Annotated in this window: 17 protein-coding genes; 10 read left to right on the top strand and 7 right to left on the bottom strand. The window is 67.8% G+C overall.

The features are described 5' to 3' along the window. The 3 genes from ACQY9S_RS10345 to ACQY9S_RS10335 all read left to right on the top strand — a co-directional run bounded on the left by ACQY9S_RS10345 (window position 1) and on the right by ACQY9S_RS10335 (window position 3,736). A complete protein-coding gene (locus ACQY9S_RS10345; protein WP_428425466.1) occupies window positions 1-429 on the top strand; it encodes a BLUF domain-containing protein in 429 nt (142 codons plus the stop codon). A 148-nt stretch (window positions 430-577) separates the two neighbouring features. Continuing rightward, the gene (locus ACQY9S_RS10340) at window positions 578-2,821 is read left to right on the top strand and encodes a TonB-dependent receptor family protein (RefSeq protein WP_428425464.1); all 2,244 of its coding nucleotides are present in this window, start codon (window positions 578-580) and stop codon (window positions 2,819-2,821) included. 21 nt (window positions 2,822-2,842) lie between these two features. Continuing rightward, window positions 2,843-3,736, top strand: a complete 894-nt coding sequence (locus ACQY9S_RS10335; RefSeq protein WP_428425462.1) for an EamA family transporter — start codon at window positions 2,843-2,845, stop codon at window positions 3,734-3,736. 36 nt (window positions 3,737-3,772) lie between these two features. Here ACQY9S_RS10335 and ACQY9S_RS10330 read toward each other — a convergent pair whose 3' ends face one another. Continuing rightward, window positions 3,773-4,873, bottom strand: a complete 1,101-nt coding sequence (locus ACQY9S_RS10330) for a DUF748 domain-containing protein (protein ID WP_428425460.1) — start codon at window positions 4,871-4,873, stop codon at window positions 3,773-3,775. Window positions 4,874-4,910: 37 nt separating this feature from the next. On the opposite strand from ACQY9S_RS10330, the gene ACQY9S_RS10325 reads away from it, so the two are divergent. The 6 genes from ACQY9S_RS10325 to ACQY9S_RS10300 all read left to right on the top strand — a co-directional run bounded on the left by ACQY9S_RS10325 (window position 4,911) and on the right by ACQY9S_RS10300 (window position 9,706). Beyond that, a complete protein-coding gene (locus ACQY9S_RS10325; protein WP_428425458.1) occupies window positions 4,911-5,780 on the top strand; it encodes a DUF429 domain-containing protein in 870 nt (289 codons plus the stop codon). Further along, the gene (locus ACQY9S_RS10320) at window positions 5,777-6,172 is read left to right on the top strand and encodes a YkvA family protein (protein WP_428425456.1); all 396 of its coding nucleotides are present in this window, start codon (window positions 5,777-5,779) and stop codon (window positions 6,170-6,172) included. Before ACQY9S_RS10325 ends, ACQY9S_RS10320 begins: the two co-directional genes overlap by 4 nt. Before the next feature lie 11 nt (window positions 6,173-6,183). Then, window positions 6,184-6,687 carry a thermonuclease family protein gene (locus ACQY9S_RS10315; protein WP_428425454.1) on the top strand — a complete coding sequence of 168 codons (504 nt, stop codon included), beginning with the start codon at window positions 6,184-6,186 and terminating at the stop codon, window positions 6,685-6,687. 195 nt (window positions 6,688-6,882) lie between these two features. Beyond that, window positions 6,883-7,254, top strand: a complete 372-nt coding sequence (locus tag ACQY9S_RS10310) for an SMR family transporter (protein ID WP_428425452.1) — start codon at window positions 6,883-6,885, stop codon at window positions 7,252-7,254. A gap of 42 nt (window positions 7,255-7,296) precedes the next feature. Continuing rightward, window positions 7,297-8,211 carry an NAD-dependent epimerase/dehydratase family protein gene (locus ACQY9S_RS10305; RefSeq protein ID WP_428425450.1) on the top strand — a complete coding sequence of 305 codons (915 nt, stop codon included), beginning with the start codon at window positions 7,297-7,299 and terminating at the stop codon, window positions 8,209-8,211. Window positions 8,212-8,275: 64 nt separating this feature from the next. Next, entirely contained in the window at window positions 8,276-9,706 is a 1,431-nt protein-coding gene (locus tag ACQY9S_RS10300) for a UbiA family prenyltransferase (protein WP_428425448.1), read from the top strand. Between the two features lie 29 nt (window positions 9,707-9,735). Here the strand turns inward: ACQY9S_RS10300 and ACQY9S_RS10295 are convergent, their stop codons facing one another. The 6 genes from ACQY9S_RS10295 to ACQY9S_RS10270 form a co-directional block, all read right to left on the bottom strand. Continuing rightward, complete coding sequence (locus tag ACQY9S_RS10295; RefSeq protein ID WP_428425446.1) at window positions 9,736-10,797, bottom strand: hypothetical protein; 1,062 nt, start codon at window positions 10,795-10,797, stop codon at window positions 9,736-9,738. Between the two features lie 278 nt (window positions 10,798-11,075). Continuing rightward, window positions 11,076-12,008, bottom strand: coding sequence for an arginase (gene rocF, locus ACQY9S_RS10290; RefSeq protein ID WP_428425444.1), 933 nt, complete (start codon window positions 12,006-12,008; stop codon window positions 11,076-11,078). Between the two features lie 14 nt (window positions 12,009-12,022). After that, window positions 12,023-12,928, bottom strand: coding sequence for an LOG family protein (locus ACQY9S_RS10285; protein WP_428425442.1), 906 nt, complete (start codon window positions 12,926-12,928; stop codon window positions 12,023-12,025). A gap of 10 nt (window positions 12,929-12,938) precedes the next feature. Further along, window positions 12,939-13,703, bottom strand: a complete 765-nt coding sequence (locus ACQY9S_RS10280) for a HesA/MoeB/ThiF family protein (RefSeq protein WP_428425440.1) — start codon at window positions 13,701-13,703, stop codon at window positions 12,939-12,941. A 93-nt stretch (window positions 13,704-13,796) separates the two neighbouring features. Beyond that, window positions 13,797-15,245 carry a S41 family peptidase gene (locus ACQY9S_RS10275; RefSeq protein WP_428425438.1) on the bottom strand — a complete coding sequence of 483 codons (1,449 nt, stop codon included), beginning with the start codon at window positions 15,243-15,245 and terminating at the stop codon, window positions 13,797-13,799. A gap of 127 nt (window positions 15,246-15,372) precedes the next feature. After that, window positions 15,373-16,467 carry an ABC transporter ATP-binding protein gene (locus ACQY9S_RS10270; protein WP_428425436.1) on the bottom strand — a complete coding sequence of 365 codons (1,095 nt, stop codon included), beginning with the start codon at window positions 16,465-16,467 and terminating at the stop codon, window positions 15,373-15,375. A gap of 140 nt (window positions 16,468-16,607) precedes the next feature. Between ACQY9S_RS10270 and ACQY9S_RS10265 the strand changes: the two genes are divergently transcribed. Further along, window positions 16,608-18,221, top strand: coding sequence for an ABC transporter permease (locus tag ACQY9S_RS10265; RefSeq protein ID WP_428425434.1), 1,614 nt, complete (start codon window positions 16,608-16,610; stop codon window positions 18,219-18,221). Window positions 18,222-18,384: the final 163 nt, after the last annotated feature.

Raw genomic sequence — 18,384 nt, 5'->3', positions numbered from 1 at the left:
ATGCTGGTCCGTCTTCTGTACGCGAGTCGTGTCGTGGCGCCGGTCACGCCCGAGCTGATCGACGGCATCCTCGGCCAGTGCCGGGCGCACAACCCTGCGTTCGGCATCACCGGCATCCTGTGCCACGGCGGCGATGTGTTCATGCAGGTGCTCGAAGGTGGTCGTGGCGCGGTGAATGCGCTGTACGCGCAGATCGTGCGCGACCCGCGCCACCGCGACATCGCGGTGCTGCATTTCGAAGAGGTGACGGAACGCCGCTTCGCCGGCTGGACCATGGGGCAGGTCAACCTTGCGAAGATCAACCCGTCGATCGTGCTGAAGTACAGCGAGCGGCCGGTGCTGGACCCGTTCAGCGTGTCGGGCAAGGTGTCGATGGCGCTGCTCGAGGAGTTGATTGCGACGGCGTCGATCATCGGGCGGGCGGGATAGCGGGCGACGCGGCGCAAGCCTCGCCAAAGCCGCCGCTTGCGCCTCGTCATTCCCACTCCCTTTTGCAGATTTTCTCTATTGGGACGGGGTGGGGCCGCGGTTAGAGTCCGCGCGCTTTTGCACTCACCCGATACCCAGAGGAGATTCCATGTTGCCAGTCCAGCGTCGCACCCTTTCATTGCGGGTGAAGCCGGTGGTCGCCGCCTGTGCCCTGATCGGCCTCGTCCCCGCCCTGCGGGCGCAGGAGGCGGCGGCTCCCGAGGGGGCGAGCAAGACACTTGCGCCGGTCGTCGTCACCGGCAAGGGCTTCGAGCAGCGTGCGTTCGACACGCCGTACTCGGTGACCGTCGTTGACGAAGAGGCGCTGCGCGACGCCGGGCCGATGATCAATTTGTCGGAAGCGATGGCGCGGGTGCCGGGTCTCGTCGTCGCCAACCGCAACAACTACGCGCAGGACCTGCAGATCAATTCACGCGGTTACGGGGCCCGATCGACCTTCGGCGTGCGCGGCCTGCGGCTCTACAGCGACGGCATTCCCGCTTCGACGCCCGACGGGCAGGGGCAGGTGTCGCACTTCGACCTTGCCGGGGCGCAGCGCATCGAGGTGCTGCGCGGTCCGTTCAGCGCGCTCTATGGCAACAGTTCGGGCGGCGTGATCGCGCTGGTGAGCCAGCCGGTGCGCGAGCGCTACGGCGAGCTCGATGCCGACATCGGCAGTTTCGGCCTGCAGCAGGGGCGCGTGACGGTGCAGGCGCCGCTCGGCGACGAGCCGGGCCGCGGCTTCGACCTGCGCTTTGGCGCGAGCTACATGGACTACGACGGCTTTCGCCCGCAGAGCAGTGCGCGCCGCACGCTGGCCAACCTGCGTCTGGGCTGGACCGGCGAGCGCGACACGGTGATCGTCAGCGTCAGCCACATCGACCAGCCAGCCGAGGATCCCTTGGGCCTGACGCGCGCGCAGTTCGATGCCGATCCGCGGCAAACCGCAGCGGTCGCGACCCAGTTCAACACACGCAAGACCTTGTCGCAGGACCAGGTCGGGATGAACTGGCGGCATCGGTTCGAGAACCTGGGGCCGCTGAGCGAGAGCTCGTTCACGACCTACGCCGGTCAACGGTCGGTCACGCAGTGGCAGGCGATCCCGACCTTGACGCAGAGAAACCCGACCCCGCCGCCGAACACCGCGCGCCATCCAGGCGGTGTGATCGACTTCGACCGAGACTACCAGGGCTTGGATGCCCGGCTGGTCTGGCGCTGGGCGCTCGAGGGCGATCGCACCGCCCAGTTCATCGCCGGCGCTGCAATCGAGCGCAGCGGTGAAGATCGCTTCGGCTACGAGAACTTCATCGGCGATCCCACTGCGCCCACCGCGCTCGGCGTCACGGGCAACCTGCGTCGCGACGAGAAGAACAGCGTGCGCAGCAGTGATGGCTATGCGCAAGGCGAGATCGAGTTCGCGAAGAACTGGCTGGCAACCCTGGGCGTGCGCAGCGGCTCGATCCATTTCAAGACCGAAGACCACTACATCTCCGGTATCAACGGCGACGACTCGAGCACGCTGAAGTTCAGCTACACCAACCCGGTCGCCGCGTTGCAGTGGCGCGGGCTGCCGGGCTGGAATTTCTACGCCAGCGCCGGTGAAGGCTTCGAGTCGCCGACCCTGGGCGATCTGGCCTACAAGCCGGACAACACGGGCGGCTTCAACACCGCACTGCGGCCGCAGACCAGCAGGCAACTCGAACTCGGCGCCAAGTGGCGGGATGACGAGCGCGGCCTGACGGCGGACCTCGCGGTGTTCGAGGCCCGCACCGACGACGAGATCGGCGTGGCCACGAATGCCGGCGGCCGCTCGACGTTCCAGAACGTCGGCTCGACGACCCGCCGCGGCGCCGAGCTGGGCGCAGGCTGGAGCATCGACCCCCACTGGCGCACCGCGCTGGCGCTGACCTGGCTCTCGGCGACCTACGACGACAACTTCACCACCTGCACCGCCGCGCCCTGCAACGCCGCCAATCCACAGAACCAGGCGGTGGTCCCTGCCGGCAACCGCATTGCCGGCACCAGCCCGCGCAGCGCGTTTGCGGAATTGGCGTGGCGTCCCCTCGGCACGGCAAGCACCGAGCTCGCCGCCGAACTGCGGGCCCAGGACCGGGTGGCCGTGAACGACCGCAACACCGACTTCGCCGGCAGCTGGGCGACCTGGGCGCTGCGTGCCACGCAAAGCTGGAAGCTCGCCGAGGGCAGCCGCATCGACGCGCTGATTCGCGTCGACAACCTGTTCGACCGCGACTACGCCGGCAGCGTGATCGTCAACGACGGCAACGGGCGCTACTTCGAGCCCGGGATGCCGCGCAACTGGTTGCTGTCGGTGAAGTGGCGGCAGGCGTTCTGAACACTTCCGAGCCGCCGCCGCTTGCCCGCCGCCGCCCTTGCCCTCGTCCTGACCGCCGCGCTGCTGCACGCGCTGTGGAACCTCGCCGCCAAGCGGGCCGGCGGCGACCAGCGCTTCGTGCTGCTGACGGCGCTGATGGTCGCGGCGCTGTGGGCACCGGTCGGCGTCTGGGCGGCCTGGGGCGAGTTGTCGCGCTGGGGCCCGCTGGCGTGGGCGGCGGTGCTGGCCAGCGGGCTCACGCACCTGGCCTACTTCACGATCCTGCTGCGCGGCTACCGCGCGTCGGACCTGACGGTGGTCTATCCGATTGCACGCGGCACCGGGCCGCTGCTGTCGGCGCTGGGTGCCGTGTTGCTGCTCGGCGAGTCGCTCTCGGCGATCGGCGCGGGCGGTGTGCTGGCGGTGACGACCGGCATCGTGCTGATTGCCGGCGGGCCGCGGCTGCTGAGGGCGTTGAGCGGTCGCCACGCCGCCGGTGATACGGCGGCGCAGCGCGCGCGTGCCGGCCTCGGCTGGGGCATGGCCACCGGTGCCACGATCGCTGCCTACACGCTGATCGACGGCGCGGCGGTGAAGCTGCTCGCGGTCTCGCCGATCCTGGTGGACTACTTCGGCAACCTGCTGCGCATTCCGTTCATGCTGCCGATGCTGCGCGACCGTGAGGCGCTGCTGACGGCCTGGCGCGCGCAGTGGCGGCATGCGCTGCTGGTCGCGGTGTTCAGCCCGGCCGCCTATGTGATGGTGCTGTACGCGATGCAGCTCGCGCCCCTGTCGCACGTGGCGCCGGCGCGCGAGGTGTCGATGCTGTTCGCGGCGCTGCTGGGCGGGCGGCTGCTGGGCGAGGGCGAGCCGGGGTGGCGGCTGGCCGGGGCGGCCTGCATCGCCCTCGGGGTGGCGGGTCTGGCGCTGGGCTGAGCGTGACTGCGCGCCAGGGGCCCGCGCGCGGCCCGGTCAGCGCCCGAACAGGCCCTTGACGACGCTGCCGACGCCCTCCACCACGCCTTCCACGCTCAGGCCCACCACATTGCCCAGTGCGGAGGCGACGCGCGTTGCCAGGTTCTCGTTCAGCGAGAACGCGGGGTCGTCGAGCCGGCCTTCGAGCGTGAAGTCGAGCTCGATGCGATCGTGCTTGCCCATGAAGGCCACCATCGCCTTGCGCGGCAAGCCGGCGAAATTGCCGTCGCCCAGCTCGAGCCGGCTCAGCGTCATGTGCCCGGGCGCGTGCAACTGCTGGCGCTTCACGGTGGGCGCGAGGTCGAGGTCGAGCGTGCCGCGCTTCACACCGCCTTCGGCCACCTGGTTCACATAGGGTTGCAGCGCCAGCAGGTCCACGCGACGCAGGCCGAGCTTCAGTGCGGCGTCGCGCGTGGTGCCGGTCACGCTGCCCCGCAGTTCGAGCCGGCCGTCCTGTCCTGCTTTGCTGCCCTTGACCACCACCACCATGTCGATCTGCGTCGGCTCGTCGAGGGCCGGCAGCGCGAGCGGGCCGATCTGCGCCTGCATGTCCACCAGCCGCAGCGCCAGCGGCGGCCGGCGCACCGAGGCGTCGTAGAAGGCGATCTCGGTGCCGCGCAGCTGCACCTCACCGATGCGTACCGTGGGCAGGCTGCCGCCACTGCGTTCAGCCGCCGGTTTGGCGCGCCGGCCCAGCAAGGCCGGCAGCACCTGCAACTGGCCGTCGCGAGCGCGCAGCAGCGAGATGTAGCCGTCTTCGATGCGGACGCTGCGCACGCCGAAGCGGCCGCGCAGCGCGGCCCAGAGATCCGGTGCGACCACCACGCGCGGCGCGCGCAGCTCGTCGGCCGCGGGCCAGCCGCTGCCGGGGGCCGCCGCGATGCGCAGGCCGAGGATCTCGACCCCACCCCAGGCCAGGCCCACCGATTCCACCTCGCTGCGCGGCCCCAGCGCCGCGACGATCTCCCGCTGCAGCCGGTGCGCGGCCAGCTGCCACACCACCGCCAGCGCCGCCAGCACCCCGGCCAGGCCGATCAGCGCGCCGCGCGGCAGGCGGCGTGGGGCGGAGCGGGCGGGGGACTCGGAGACGGGCGTCATGCCCGAATTGTCGCGGGCCGTTAGAGTCCCAGCGTCCATGTCAGAACCCACCCTCGCTTGCCCTGACGCGCCGCTGCCGCTGCTGGGTGTCGACTTCAGCAGCGCGCCCACGCCCCGCAAGCCCATCGTGCTGGCGCGCGGCCACGCGGTCGGCGGCTTGCTGCGCCTCGATGCGATCGAGCCGCTGCCGGATCTTGCGGCCTTCTCGGCGACGCTGCAGCAAGCCGGGCCCTGGCTCGGCGTGTTCGACCTGCCGTTCGGCCTGCCGCGCGAACTGGTCGCAGCGCTCGGCTGGCCGCAGGCCTGGTTGCCGCTGATGCGCCACTACGCTGCGCTGTCGCGCGCCGAGATCCGCGCGTGCTTCGCCGCGTTCTGCGCGGCGCGGCCTGCAGGGGCCAAGTTCGCCCACCGCGCCACCGATGGCCCGGCCGGTTCGAGCCCGTCGATGAAGTGGGTCAACCCGCCGGTCGCCTACATGCTGCATGCCGGCGTGCCGCGGCTCCTCGAGGCCGGGGTCACGCTCGCGGGGTTGCATACCGCTGATCCGCAGCGCGTGGCGCTGGAGGGCTACCCCGGTCTGCTGGCGCGCGAACTCATCGGCACGCGTTCCTACAAGAGCGACGAGCGCGCGAAGCAGACGCCGGAGCGCCTGATCGCGCGCAAGGATCTCGTCGACGCGCTGGAGCAGGGCCGCTCGAGGCTCGGCCTGCGCCTGAAGCTGCGCCATGCGCAGCGCGACGCGCTGGTGGCCGACGCCCGCGGCGACCGGCTCGACGCCGTGCTCTGCCTCGTGCAAGCGGCCTGGGCCTCGACGCAGCCCCGCCACGGCCTGCCGCCGGTGCCGGACCCGCTGGAGGGTTGGATCGTCACGGCGCCGTGGGCCAAGGCTTGCCGGAGCGCCGCATGAAACCGGGCGCTCTGTTCGGCGCCGCGAACCGCGCGCGGCTCGCGGTCCACCTGCTCGTGCTGTGGAAACTGTTCAAGCACCCGGACACGCCGCGGGCACCGAAGCTGGTGGCGATCGCGGTGCTGGCGTATGCGCTCAGTCCCATCGACCTGATCCCCGATTTCATCCCGGTGCTGGGCCTGCTCGACGATCTCCTGCTGCTGCCGCTGGGCATCGCGCTGGCCGTCAAACTGACACCCGAAGCGCTGTGGCAGGCGCGGTTGCGCGAAGCCGAGGCAAGCCCCGAGCGGCTGCCGAAGATGCTGTGGGGCGCGGCACTGATCGCGCTGTCGTGGCTGCTGTGCGCGGGCGCATTCGGCGGGTGGCTGTGGCACCTGTGGGGCGCTGCGTGACGCAGCGGCTCATGCGCCGCATCCGATGGGGTCTGTTGCTCGCCGGGGGCCTGCTCGGCATGGGCGCGGCGGCGAGCGAGGTCCGTTTCGAAGGGGTCGTCACGCGCGTCACCGATGGCGACACGGTCTGGGTGCGTCCCGCTGCCGAGGGCGGTGGGGGCCGCCGCAAACCGGTCAAGGTGAGATTGCTCGGCCTCGATGCGCCGGAGCGCTGCCAGGCGCATGGCAGCGAGGCCGGTGCCGCGCTGGCGGCGCGCGTGCAGGACCGCCATGTCACGGTGCGTCGCCGTGCGACCGACGAGTACGGCCGCGCCGTCGGCACGCTATGGCTCGGGCACGACGACGTTGGCGCCTGGCTGGTCAGCGAAGGCCACGCCTGGTCGGCGCGCTACCACGGCGATCCGGGCCCCTACGCCGACGAGGAGGGGCGCGCCCGCGCGGCGCGGCGCGGCCTGTTCGCGCAAACCAGGCCGGAACTGCCGCGCGATTTCCGACGGCGGCACGGGCCGTGCTGATTCGCGGCATCGGCAAATAGCTGACGCATCGCTGGCAGACGGTCACCGCGAGCAGCGAATTGCCAACGCCACGCACGGCGGTCAGCGCAGCGTCAAGATGGAATCGCCGCGCGCTTGCGGAACAGGCGCAACATTGCCCGCGAGCCGTGTCCGGGACCACGGGAATCAGACCATGGGTGAAGCCGCGTATCGATCATGACCACTGTCAGCTTTGCCCTGATCCTGATCGGCGTGCTCTTGAACGCAGCGGCTCAATTGATGCTGAAGGCGGGCACCAATGTCATCGGTGTCATCGGTGCAGGTCAGGGTGCCTGGATATCGCAGATCCAGAACATTGTTCTGCAGCCGTTCATCGTCGGCGGGCTGACTTGCTACGTCTTCAGCGTCGCCATCTGGATCGCGGCACTGTCCCGGGTTCCCGTCAGCGTTGCATACCCGATGCTCTCGATCGGCTACGTGGTGAACGCGATGGCCGCCCGCTACTTGTTTGGTGAATCTCTTTCCGCGACCAAGCTCGGCGGGATTGCGGTGATCATCGTCGGTGTCTGGCTCGTTTCCAAGTCTTGACACGGCGACATTCATCGCAGGCCATCAAATGACTGGCGCTCGATGAAGATACTCGTCACCGGCGCAGCCGGCTTCCTGGGGCGGGCATGCACCGAACTGCTTGGCGGGCGAGGTCATGGCGTCGTGACGACCGACCGGCAAGGCGCCGTCGAGTTGAAAGGGGATCTGCGCGATCGCGCTTTTGTCTCCAGCTTGCCGGCCGTCGACGCCGTATTGCACGCCGCCGCGGTCCAGTACGTGTCGCGAGACCTGCCGCTGATCAAGCGGAAGAATTACTTCCACGACAACAACGTGGTCGCAACGGCACGATTGTGCGAACGCTATGCCGGCGAACCGACGCATTTCGTGAATGTCGGCACCAGCATGATGTATGAGCAGAACAGGTCGACGTCGTACGGGACGACGAGCGAAATGGCGGGTCAAGGCGTCTACAGCATCTCGAAGCTGGCAGCACTCGAGCACGTCCGATCCCTGAGCAATCGAAGCGCTACCGTGATCCCCTGCATCATCGGTGGGGTCGGACGCGAAGGCCTGTTCCGCTCCTTTGTGTCGACGATGAAGAACCATGGCCTGGTCATGATTCCCGGCTCCGGCACACACGCGACGAGCATGGTGCACGTCAGGGATGTGGCGTCGCTGATCGCACGCATCATCGAAGTGTCGGCCGTGGGGTTTTTCAACGCGGCCGCGCCATCGCCGCTCTCCATTCTCGAATGGGTTGACGAAATAGAGGATGAACTCGATCTCGAGCCCGTGAGGCGAATCAGGCTGCCACTCGCCCCTGTTCATCTGGTTTCTGCCGCAACGGGGTTCAGGTTGCTGGCCAGGGAGCAACTGTTGATGCTCTCTCAGGCGCACGTGCTGTCGATCGACGAGTCACTCGAGATCGGGTGGCAACCGGAGTTCGACAACGCGCGGATCGTTCGGGATATAGCCAGGTACATCTCGGGACCTTGAGCATGCCCGTCGTTCGCATCCGCTTGGCCGCTGGTGTCGTCGGGTCGACACGATGGGAGCATCGATGACCACGACGCTCCCACCCAATGTCTACGTCGATCTCGACGGGACACTCATCGCGACCGACCTGTTGCATGAATCCGTGCTGAAACTGTTGCGGGCCTCGCCCCTCGATGCCCTGCGGCTACCGGCGTGGCTGATGCGCGGCAAGGCCTACATGAAACAGCAAATCGCGCAGCGAGTGAGCTTCGACTGGGCGCTGCTCCCGTACCGGCCCGAAGTGCTCGACCTGGTTCGTCGTGCACGTGGTCAAGGCCGTCGCGTCGTGCTGGCCACCGCCTCCGACGAGTCGTTTGCCGCTGCGGTCGCCCGGCATCTGGGGCTGTTCGACGCGGTTCTCGCTTCCGACGGGTCCACCAATCTCTCGGGCCGCCGCAAGCTGGACGCGATTCGGGCCGATGCCGCGGGGCAACCGTTCTGCTATGTCGGTGACGGATTCGTCGACTTGGCCGTATGGTCCGGCGCGGCATCCGCCGTGGTCGTCTCGAATTCGGCCGCACTCGGGCGGCGGGTGCGCGAATCGACCCCCATCGAGGCCGAGATCGGGTTGCCGAAGGCGCGCCTGCGAGACTATCTCTACGGCATTCGACTCCATCAATGGTTGAAGAACCTCCTGGTGTTCGTCCCGCTGCTGCCGATCCTGCGTTCGGCCACGCCTTCGATGGATGTCAGCGAGCTATGGATGTTCATCACCTTCGGACTGTGTGCGTCGTCCATCTACGTATTCAACGACTTGCTGGACCTCGAGGCCGATCGGCAGCATCGGCGCAAGCGCAACCGTCCCTTTGCATCCGGCGTGATCCCGATCGCACACGCGATGCTCATCGGGCTTTCGCTGCTTCTGTTCGGAGTGGCCTGGGCCTTCCTTGCCCTTCCGATGCCGGCGGCCCTGATGCTTCTTGGCTACCTGGCGCTGACGACGGTCTACTCGCTGTGGCTCAAACGCAAGATGCTGCTGGACGTCTTCGCGCTGGCTTCGCTCTATACCGTTCGCATCCTCGCCGGCGCGGCTGCCATCGAGGTGGAGTTCTCGTTCTGGATCCTCGCCTTTTCGATCTTCATCTTTCTCAGTCTGGCGCTCGCCAAGCGTTATGTCGAGATCGACGAACTGAAGGGCGGTGGTCGCTCGAGCATCAAGGGTCGCACCTATTCTTCCGGTGACGGTCTGTTCGTGCTCGCGGCCGGCGTGACCGCCGGTGAGATATCGATCCTGACCATCTCCTTGTACATGAACGACCCCTTGATCGCTCTGAAGTACCGGCATCCGCACATCCTCTGGGGATTGTGTCCGCTGCTGCTCTACTGGATCGTTCGCATCTGGATGAAGGCCTACCGCAACGAACTGCATGACGATCCGGTCGTGTTCACCGCCAAGGATCACGTGAGCCAGTTGATCGTCATTGCCAGTGTGCTGCTGGTCTACGGTGCGTCCTGAAGTGGGCAAGCTTTTCGATGTTCTGCGGATCAAACCGCAGGAGTCGATCCGGTCGGGGCGCGATTCGCAGCGTCCAGCGCCTGTTCGAGTTTCATCAGCGAGACGGCCGAAAATGCCGCAAAAATAGGCGTCAGAATCGCGCAGATCCGCCCTACGTTGCCGCCGATGCCGGCCAGGATGCCGAGCACGAATATCACCAGGAAAGTCACTGTCAGTGCAGGCATCCAAAAACGATGCTCCGGAACCAACTTGAAAACGGCCACCGAGACAATAAAGTACAGGATGATGACGTTCTGGGCAAAGAAGCCGTTGAATATGATCTGCTTGTCTATCGGGAATGCCAGCAAGGCCGCCAACAAGGCCGCGGGGCTCGTCTGATTCTCGTAACCACTGATGCCGGAAAACTTTCGCATCACGAAATAGCCGGCGAAGCATGCGATAGAAATCAAGAGTACCTTGTAGTTGAACGGGCGCTGCGTCCGATCGAACACCATGCCGGCGGCACTTATCACTGCGAACGCAACGCTCACCGACTCACGCTGCACGATCGACAGCACTAATATGATCGCCAACACACCGACACGCCGCCCGAGGTAGGCAACAAAAGCAGCGGCCACAAGAAACCAGGTCATTCCTTCTGTATATCCGGTGAGCACGGCGAACTGCGTATAGTAGGAAAGGAAACACAATGTGCCGGCTATCAACGGATACACGAGACCGCGCGTCCCGGTGATGATTTTCACCGCTTTGCCTGCGAGCCAGGCCGCACCGGTCAGGCACAGGAAGTTGGAGAACAGCGCAGCGAAGAACATGCGCTGGGTGTACCCCGGCTCGTGAAATACGATATCTGCCGGGTAATAGATACCAATCGCGTAGATGGCGTGTGTGAACAAGGCGCTGAGGCGACGAAATGTGAACGGCGCCATGGCTGCGGCCGGATCGAACGGCCGCAGGTACATTTTATGGTACTCTATGAAATCATCATGCCACGGAAATGGGTTGTAGAACTTGTATGAAAAATACAATGCCCCAAAGCCGATGATGAGAATCAGAAGGTAGAGTGCCAACCCGGATCTGAAGAATTTAACCATTGGCAAGCCTCATCTGGAGTTTGACAATTCAATGAATATTCAGGCGGGTGGGCGAGGGCAATCAAGATCGCACACGGACGCGGCGCTCCCGAGAATCGGATGAGCGAGCGTAAAGGTCAAATAGAATTTGGGCGCCGTGTGAGGTGACGCCCTGTCGGGAGTATTTATAGCCCAGACACGGGCCAAAACCCTGACGGGAAGCAGCACCGCCCTCACATGGTTTTGGGGGCGACCGCAGAGCTGGTATGTGGGGCCACGGCCCCGGGCTTCGCGTCTTCCTACTTGCGCATCAAGGTGCTCTTGCCGAACAGCGACTCGACCAGGTCCACCGCGAGCACGGCGGTGGCGTTGCGCACGTCGAAGGCCGGGTTCAGCTCCATCACGTCGAGCGAGGCCAGGCGGCCGGTGTCGGCGATCATCTCCATGCACAGCTGCGCCTCGCGGTAGGTCGGGCCGCCGTTGACGGTGGTGCCGACGCCGGGCGCGATGGGCGGGTCGAGGAAGTCGACGTCGAAGCTCACGTGCAGGTGGGTGTTGGCGTCCAGCGTCGCGAGCGCGAGCTCCATCGTGTGGCGCATGCCCATCTCGTCGATGTAGCGCATGTCGAACACCTCGAGGTCGACCTCGTGCACCAGCCGCCGCTCGCCGGCGTCGACGCTGCGGATGCCGATCTGGCGCACCCACTTCGGGTTGATCGCCGGCACCTGGCCGCCGATCTCGATCAAGGCCTGTGGGCCGCGGCCGCACAGGCAGGCGACCGGCATGCCATGCACGTTGCCGGTGGGCGTCAGCACGTTGGTGTTGAAGTCGGCGTGGGCGTCGAGCCACAGCACGCGCAGTTTCTTGCCGGCCTCGCGGCAGTGGCGCGCCACGGCGCTGATGCTGCCGATCGCGAGGCAGTGGTCGCCGCCCAGCAGGATGGGCAGCCGGCCGCGGCCGAGTTCGGCGTGCACCGCCTCGTGCACCGCGAGGTTCCAGGCGACGACCTCGGTCAGGTGGCGGTAGCCCGCGGTCGGCGGCAGCCAGGGGTTGCTGGGGCCGGCGAGGTTGCCGCGGTCCACGACCTCCAGGCCGTGCGCCTCGAGCGTGTTCTGCAGGTTGGCGACGCGCAGCGCTTCGGGGCCCATCGACGCGCCGCGGGCGCCGGCGCCGATGTCAGTGGGCGCGCCGATCAGCGAGATCTTCGGAGCGAGGCTCGTGTCGACGCTCATGTCCCCTCCGGGATTCAAATGTCCTCGGCGAACGCGCCGGTCAGGGTGTCGACGGCGTCGAGCCCGTAGTGGCGTTCGATCACACCCCAGGCCTCCTCGGCGCTCTCGACGAAGTGGAACAGCTTCAGGTCCTCGGCATTGATCATGCCGGTGCCGACCAGCAGGTCGAAGTTGACCAGCTTGGTCCAGAACTCGCGACCGAACAGCAGCACCGGGCGGCGGCGGATCTTGCCGGTCTGCATCAGCGTCAGCGCTTCGAAGGTCTCGTCGAGCGTGCCGAAGCCGCCCGGGAAGCACACCAGTGCGATCGCGCGCATCAGGAAGTGCATCTTGCGCAGCGCGAAGTAGTGGAACTGGAAGCACAGCTCCGGCGTGATGTAGTCGTTCGGTGCCTGCTCGTGCGGCAGCACGATGTTGAGGCCGATGCTCGGGCCGCCGGTTTCGAAGGCGCCGCGGTTGCCGGCCTCCATGATGCCGGGGCCGCCGCCGGTGACGATGGCGATCGGCTCGTCGAGCTGCTTCGACGCCGTTGTCACGATGCCGGCGAAGCGCCGCGCTTCCTCGTAGTGATGCGACATCGCCAGCTGCATCTCGGCACGCTTGATCGCGGCCGCATCGCCCAGTGTCTGGGCGGCGGCGACGCGCTGCTGGGCTTCGTCGCGCGGCAGGATGCGTGCGCTGCCGAAGATCACGATGGTCGACTCGATGCGGTGCTCGCGCTGTACCAGCTCGGGCTTGAGCAACTCGAGCTGCATGCGCACCGGGCGCAGTTCCTCGCGCAGCAGGAATTCCCTGTCGTCGAAGGCGAGGCGGTAGGCGCTTTCGGGGCCTGCGTAGCGCGAGACGGGGGTGGCCGCGGCCACGTCCTCCTGCGCCGAGGGGAAGTTGCGTGCGCGCAGATCGTGGGTTGATTCGTCCATGGTGCTCAGCTTACCCCGCGCGTCCGTGCCGGGGCCCGCACACGGCGCAGTCGGCCCGGCGCGCGATGCGGATCTCGGTCCATTCCATCGCACGGCCGTCGAGCATCTGCAGCCGCCCGGCCAGCGTCGGTCCGATGCCGGCCAGCAGCTTCAGCGCCTCGGCCGCCTGCATGCTGCCGATGATGCCGACCAGCGGCGCGAACACGCCCATCGTCGCGCAGCGCACCTCCTCGAAGGCGCTGTCTTCGGGGAACAGGCAGGCGTAGCAGGGGCTGGCGTCGTCGCGCACGTCGTAGACCGAGATCTGGCCGTCGAAGCGGATCGCCGCGCCGGCCACCAGCGGTTTGCGGTGCGTGGCGCAGGCGCGGTTGACGGCGTGGCGCGTCGCGAAGTTGTCGCTGCAGTCGAGCACCACGTCGGCCTCGCGCACCAGCGCGTCGAGCCGCGCGGCGTCAGCGCGCTCGGTCAGCGCCTGCACCCGCACCTCGGGGTTGATCGCCGCGATGCTGCGCGCGGCCGACTGCGCCTTCGGCGTGCCGATGCCTGCCATGTCGTGCACGATCTGGCGCTGCAGGTTGGTCAGGTCCACGGTGTCGTGGTCGGCCACGGTGATCGTGCCGACGCCGGCGGTACCGAGGTAGAGCAGGGCGGGCGAACCCAGCCCGCCGGCGCCGATGACGAGCGCGTGCGCGTCGAGGATGCGCTGCTGGCCCTCGACGCCGATCTCGTCGAGCAGGATGTGGCGGCTGTAGCGCAGCAACTGGTCGTCGTTCATGGCGCGAGGATAGCGTTGCCGTCTTGCGGTCGTGTGGCGGGCCGCAAACAAAGAGCCCGCCGAAGCGGGCTCTTTGCGAGGCGGGAAACTCGCTCAGTTCGTCTTGGTGTCTTCGGGCTTGCGCTCGGTCTGGGTCTTCGAGGCCAGCACCGTCTTGCCCTTCAGGCGGTTGAGCGCCTGCTGCAGCGGGAAGTCCTCGGCGCTGCCGAACTCGGGCAAGGGCTTCGGCGCCTTGTCCTTGTCCTTTGCGTTCGCATTCGCTTCCTCGAGCTTCTTCAGTGCTTCTTCGCGCGCCTTCTCGCGGGCCGGGTCCTTGACCTCCGGGCCCTGGCCGCTGGAGATGTGCTTTTCCAGATCGGCCTCGCGGGTGCGGATCGCGGCGAACACATTGCCCTCGGCCGTTTCGTCGAGCCACACGTCGGGCACGATGCCGGTCGCCTGGATCGAGCGGCCGCTCGGCGTGTAGTAGCGCGCGGTCGTGATCTTCAGCGCCGTGTCGGGCGAGAGCTGGCGCACCGTCTGCACCGAGCCCTTGCCGAAGGTCTGGCTGCCCATGATGGTGGCGCGCTTGTGATCCTGCAGCGCACCGGCGACGATCTCGCTGGCCGAGGCCGAGCCCTCGTTCACTAGCACGATCAGCGGCACGTTCTTCAAGGCCTCGGGCAGCTTCTTCAGCGGGTCGCTGCCACGGCGCGTGTAGAACTCCGGGTTGGCCTTGAACACCGCCTTCGATTCGGCGATCTGGCCATTGGTCGAGACCACCGTCACGTCCTTGGGCAGGAAGGCCGCCGAGATCGCGACCGAGGCTTCGAGCAGACCGCCCGGGTCGTTGCGCAGGTCGAGCACCAGGCCCTTGAGGGCCGGGTCCTGCTTGTACAAGTCGTTCAGCTTGGTGGCGAAGTCTTCGACCGTGCGGTCCTGGAACTGGCTGACCCGCAGCCAGGCGTAGCCCGGCTCGATCACCTTCGAGCGCACGCTCTGCACGCGAATCTCCTCGCGCGTGATCGTGACCGGGAAGCTGCGGCTCTCGGCCTTGCGGAACACCGTCAGCATGACCTTGGTGTTGGGCTCGCCGCGCATCTTCTTGACGGCCTGGTCCATCGTCAGGCCCTTGACGAAGCTGTCGTCGATCTTGGTGATCAGGTCGCCGCTCTTGAGCCCGGCGCGGAAGGCCGGCGACCCCTCGATCGGCGTGACGACCTTGACCAGCCCGTCTTCCATGCCGATCTCGATGCCGACGCCGACGAAACGGCCGCTGGTGCCTTCGCGGAATTCCTTGAAGGTCTTCTTGTCGAAGTACTGCGAGTGCGGGTCGAGGCCGGCCACCATGCCGCCGATCGCGTCGGTGATCAGCTTCTTCTCGTCGACCGGCTCGACGTAGTCGCTCTTGACCATGCCGAACACCGCGGCAAGCTGCTGCAATTCCTCGAGCGGCAGCGCCGCCGACGGGTTGCGCGCGGTCGCGGTCAATTGCATCGTGGTCAGTGCGCCTGCAACCAACCCGAGGGTGATCCACCCAGCCACTTTTGTCTTTGCACCCATGACGTCCCGCGTCCTTTTCGATTGCTGCGATCCAGTATAGGACTGGCTTCGTTCCTATGAGTCGGTGCGGTGTTCCGAAGTTGCCTGCTTTGGAAGACTTTGCAGGCTTTTACCTACGTTCCCGGGTTCATGTGGATGCCCGGCGCGGGAATGTCACCACGTGATCGACCTCGGCGCGGATGCCGATCCATTCGCCGAGTTGGTGGTCGTGGTGCGACGGCACATGGGCCAGGACCCGCTCGCCCGTGGCGAGTTGCAAGGTGTAGAGGAACTCGGAGCCCCGGAACGCCTTGCGCTCGATGCGGGCCTTCACCGGCGAGCTGTCGTCGTGGACGATGTCGTCGGCGCGCAGCAGCACGTCGCATTCGCCGCCCGGGTAGGCGCTCGGCAGGGGGCATTCCTCGACATCGTTCAGGTCGCCCACCGGGGTGTGCACCAGCGGGCCGTCGCTGCCGGCGACGATGTGCGCCGCCGTGAACACCCCGTGCCCGATGAAATCGGCGACGAACCGGGTCGCCGGTCGGTGGTAGAGCTGGTAGGCACTGTCCCACTGTTCCAGGCGACCATGGTGCATCACGCCGATCCTGTCGCCCAGCGCAAAGGCCTCGAGCTGGTCGTGGGTGACGAACAGGGCCGTGGTGCCGGTCTGCTTGAGGATGGCGCGCAGCTCCTGGGCGAGGCGCTCGCGCAGGTCGACGTCGAGGCTGGAGAAGGGCTCGTCGAGCAGCAGCAGCCTGGGCGCCGGCGCCAGCGCCCGGACCAGCGCGATGCGCTGCTGCTGCCCACCCGAGAGCTGGTGCGGCGCCCGCCTGGCGGCGCTGCCCAGCCCGACCAGGTCGAGCAGTTCCGCCACCCGCGGCTCGCGCTGCGCGCGCGGCAGGCCGGTCAGGCCGAAGGCCACGTTCTGCGCCACGCTCAGGTGGGGAAAGAGCGCGTAGTCCTGGAACACCATGCCGATGCGGCGCTGCTCGGGGGCGAGGTGCAGGCCGCTCGCGGCGTCGCCGAGCCGTTCGTCGCCGAGCGAGAGGCGACCGCCGGCCAGCGGCTCGAGCCCGGCCACGGCGCGCAGCAGCGAGGTCTTGCCGCAGCCCGACGGGCCGATCAGCACGCCGATCTCGCCCTCGGCGAGGCCGAACGAGACCCCATCGACTGCCGGGCGCTCGCTGCCGGCCGGGTGCGCCGCGGGGTAGCGGATCGAGACGTTTTCGAGGCGCAGCAGCATCGTCCTATGATACCGGGCTGACCTCAAATGAAATTCGTTCGCATTCGTGTGCCCCTGCTCGCTGGCGGCCTCCGGTCATGTCGTCTCGCGGGAGAGCGGCAGCGCCGCGGCGCCGGCGCGGCACGGAGCCTTGACTGAGCATGCGGCGCCTCGCCGTCGTGCTGTGTGCGCTGCTGGCGCTGCCGCTGCTGGGCGTGTTCGGCGCCTGGCTGTCACCCCAGGCGCAGAGCCTGGAGTTGCTGCGCCATCAGGCCGGCACCGTGTTGCCGGGCTACGCGATGAGCTCCGTGCTGCTCGCCGCGGGCGTGGCGGTGGGGGTCGCGCTGCTGGGCGGGGCGACCGCGGCCGCGGTCAGCCTGTTCGAGTTCCCGGGGCGGCGCGTCTTCGAGTGGGCGCTGCTGCTGCCGCTGGCCATGCCGGCCTACGTATTGGCGTTCGCGACGACCGATTTCCTGCAATACAGCGGCCCGCTGCAGACTGCGCTGCGGGCGCTGACCGGTGTCCGGGGCCCGCTGTGGCCCGACGTGCGCAGCCTGCCCGGCGCCGTGGTGCTGTTCACGCTGGCGCTCTACCCCTACGTCTACCTGCTGACGCGCGGCGCCCTGATGGAGCGCGGCCTGCACCTGATGGAGGCCGCGCGCCTGCTCGGCGCCGGCCTGGGCCGCCGCGTGCGCGCGGTGGCACTGCCGCTCGCGCGGCCGGCGCTGGCGGCCGGCGTGGCGCTGGCGCTGATGGAGACGCTGGCCGACTACGGCGTGGGCTCCTACTTCGGCCTGGCCACCTTCACCACCGGCATCTACAAGGCCTGGCTGGCGATGGACGACCGCATTGCCGCAGCGCAACTGGCGACCGTGCTGCTGCTCGTCGTCGCGCTGCTGCTGTGGGCCGAGCGGCGCGCGCAGGCGAAGCTGCGCTATGCCAGCGGCCGTGCTGGTGCGGCGGCGCGCGAAGCCCGGCCGGTGGTGTTGAGCGGGCACCGCGCGGCACTGGCTTTCATGCTGTGCGCGATGCCGGTGCTGCTCGGCTTCGTTTTGCCGGTGGCGGTGCTGCTGCGCGCGGTGTGGCTGGAAGCCCGCCACGGCGAGTTCGGCCTGCCGTGGCTGCGCTTTGCCGGCTGGGCCTGGACCAGCCTGCAGCTCGCGACGATCGCGTCGCTGGCCGCTGTGGCGCTGGCCGTGCTGCTGGGCTTCGTGCTGCGCAGCCGCTCCGGCGGGGCGGTGCGGCCGCTGGCGCGCCTGGTGTCGCTGGGCTATGCGGTGCCCGGGGCCGTGATTGCGGTCGGCCTGCTGCTGCCGGTGGGCTGGGTGCAGGCGGCGGCACCGGGCTCCAGCGTGGCCGGCTGGGTCACGGCGGCGGTCACCGGCAGCATCGGCGGCCTGCTCTATGCCTACCTGGTGCGTTTCTCGGCGGTGGCGCTGCAGTCGGTGGAAGCGGGCTATGCGCGCATCCCGGCCAGCTTCGACGACACCGCGCGCACGCTCGGAGCGGGCGCCTCACGGCTGTTCTTCGGCGTGCATGCGCCGCTGCTCACACGCTCGGCGCTGGCGGCGGCGCTGCTGGTGTTCGTCGACGTGATGAAGGAGCTGCCCGCCACGCTGGTGCTGCGGCCCTTCAACAGCGACACGCTGGCCGTCGTGGCCTACCAGTTCGCGCGCGACGAGCGCCTGGCCGAGGCGGCGCTGCCATCGCTGGCGATCGTGGTGGTCGGGCTGATCCCGGTGCTGCTGCTGTCGCGGGCGATGCGGGTGCGGTGAGTGGCAAGGGCAAGCTGGCGTCCAGCAAACCGGCTGCAGCCCAAGTCCTATCGGCACAAAAGCGAGCGATGTAGCCCAGAAGCACGAACATCACCACCGCGGCCGCGAAATGGATTGGCCGCTGAGCTTGCTGGCTTGCCTGGATGGTGGCCAACAGAGAGCA

This window comes from Methylibium sp. (assembly GCF_965279545.1).
Lineage (GTDB): Bacteria > Pseudomonadota > Gammaproteobacteria > Burkholderiales > Burkholderiaceae_C > Methylibium.
This window is presented reverse-complemented; position numbering and strand designations above follow the sequence as displayed.

Excerpts from the sequence above, each read along its gene's own strand:
- ACQY9S_RS10345 (WP_428425466.1), top strand. The coding sequence starts at position 1 with ATGCTGGTCCGTCTTCTGTACGCGAGTCGTGTCGTGGCGCCGGTCACG.
- ACQY9S_RS10340 (WP_428425464.1), top strand. The coding sequence starts at position 578 with ATGTTGCCAGTCCAGCGTCGCACCCTTTCATTGCGGGTGAAGCCGGTG.
- ACQY9S_RS10330 (WP_428425460.1), bottom strand. The coding sequence starts at position 4,873 with ATGACGCCCGTCTCCGAGTCCCCCGCCCGCTCCGCCCCACGCCGCCTG.
- ACQY9S_RS10325 (WP_428425458.1), top strand. The coding sequence starts at position 4,911 with ATGTCAGAACCCACCCTCGCTTGCCCTGACGCGCCGCTGCCGCTGCTG.
- ACQY9S_RS10320 (WP_428425456.1), top strand. The coding sequence starts at position 5,777 with ATGAAACCGGGCGCTCTGTTCGGCGCCGCGAACCGCGCGCGGCTCGCG.
- ACQY9S_RS10315 (WP_428425454.1), top strand. The coding sequence starts at position 6,184 with ATGCGCCGCATCCGATGGGGTCTGTTGCTCGCCGGGGGCCTGCTCGGC.
- ACQY9S_RS10310 (WP_428425452.1), top strand. The coding sequence starts at position 6,883 with ATGACCACTGTCAGCTTTGCCCTGATCCTGATCGGCGTGCTCTTGAAC.
- ACQY9S_RS10305 (WP_428425450.1), top strand. The coding sequence starts at position 7,297 with ATGAAGATACTCGTCACCGGCGCAGCCGGCTTCCTGGGGCGGGCATGC.
- ACQY9S_RS10300 (WP_428425448.1), top strand. The coding sequence starts at position 8,276 with ATGACCACGACGCTCCCACCCAATGTCTACGTCGATCTCGACGGGACA.
- ACQY9S_RS10295 (WP_428425446.1), bottom strand. The coding sequence starts at position 10,797 with ATGGTTAAATTCTTCAGATCCGGGTTGGCACTCTACCTTCTGATTCTC.
- rocF (WP_428425444.1), bottom strand. The coding sequence starts at position 12,008 with ATGAGCGTCGACACGAGCCTCGCTCCGAAGATCTCGCTGATCGGCGCG.
- ACQY9S_RS10285 (WP_428425442.1), bottom strand. The coding sequence starts at position 12,928 with ATGGACGAATCAACCCACGATCTGCGCGCACGCAACTTCCCCTCGGCG.
- ACQY9S_RS10280 (WP_428425440.1), bottom strand. The coding sequence starts at position 13,703 with ATGAACGACGACCAGTTGCTGCGCTACAGCCGCCACATCCTGCTCGAC.
- ACQY9S_RS10275 (WP_428425438.1), bottom strand. The coding sequence starts at position 15,245 with ATGGGTGCAAAGACAAAAGTGGCTGGGTGGATCACCCTCGGGTTGGTT.
- ACQY9S_RS10270 (WP_428425436.1), bottom strand. The coding sequence starts at position 16,467 with ATGCTGCTGCGCCTCGAAAACGTCTCGATCCGCTACCCCGCGGCGCAC.
- ACQY9S_RS10265 (WP_428425434.1), top strand. The coding sequence starts at position 16,608 with ATGCGGCGCCTCGCCGTCGTGCTGTGTGCGCTGCTGGCGCTGCCGCTG.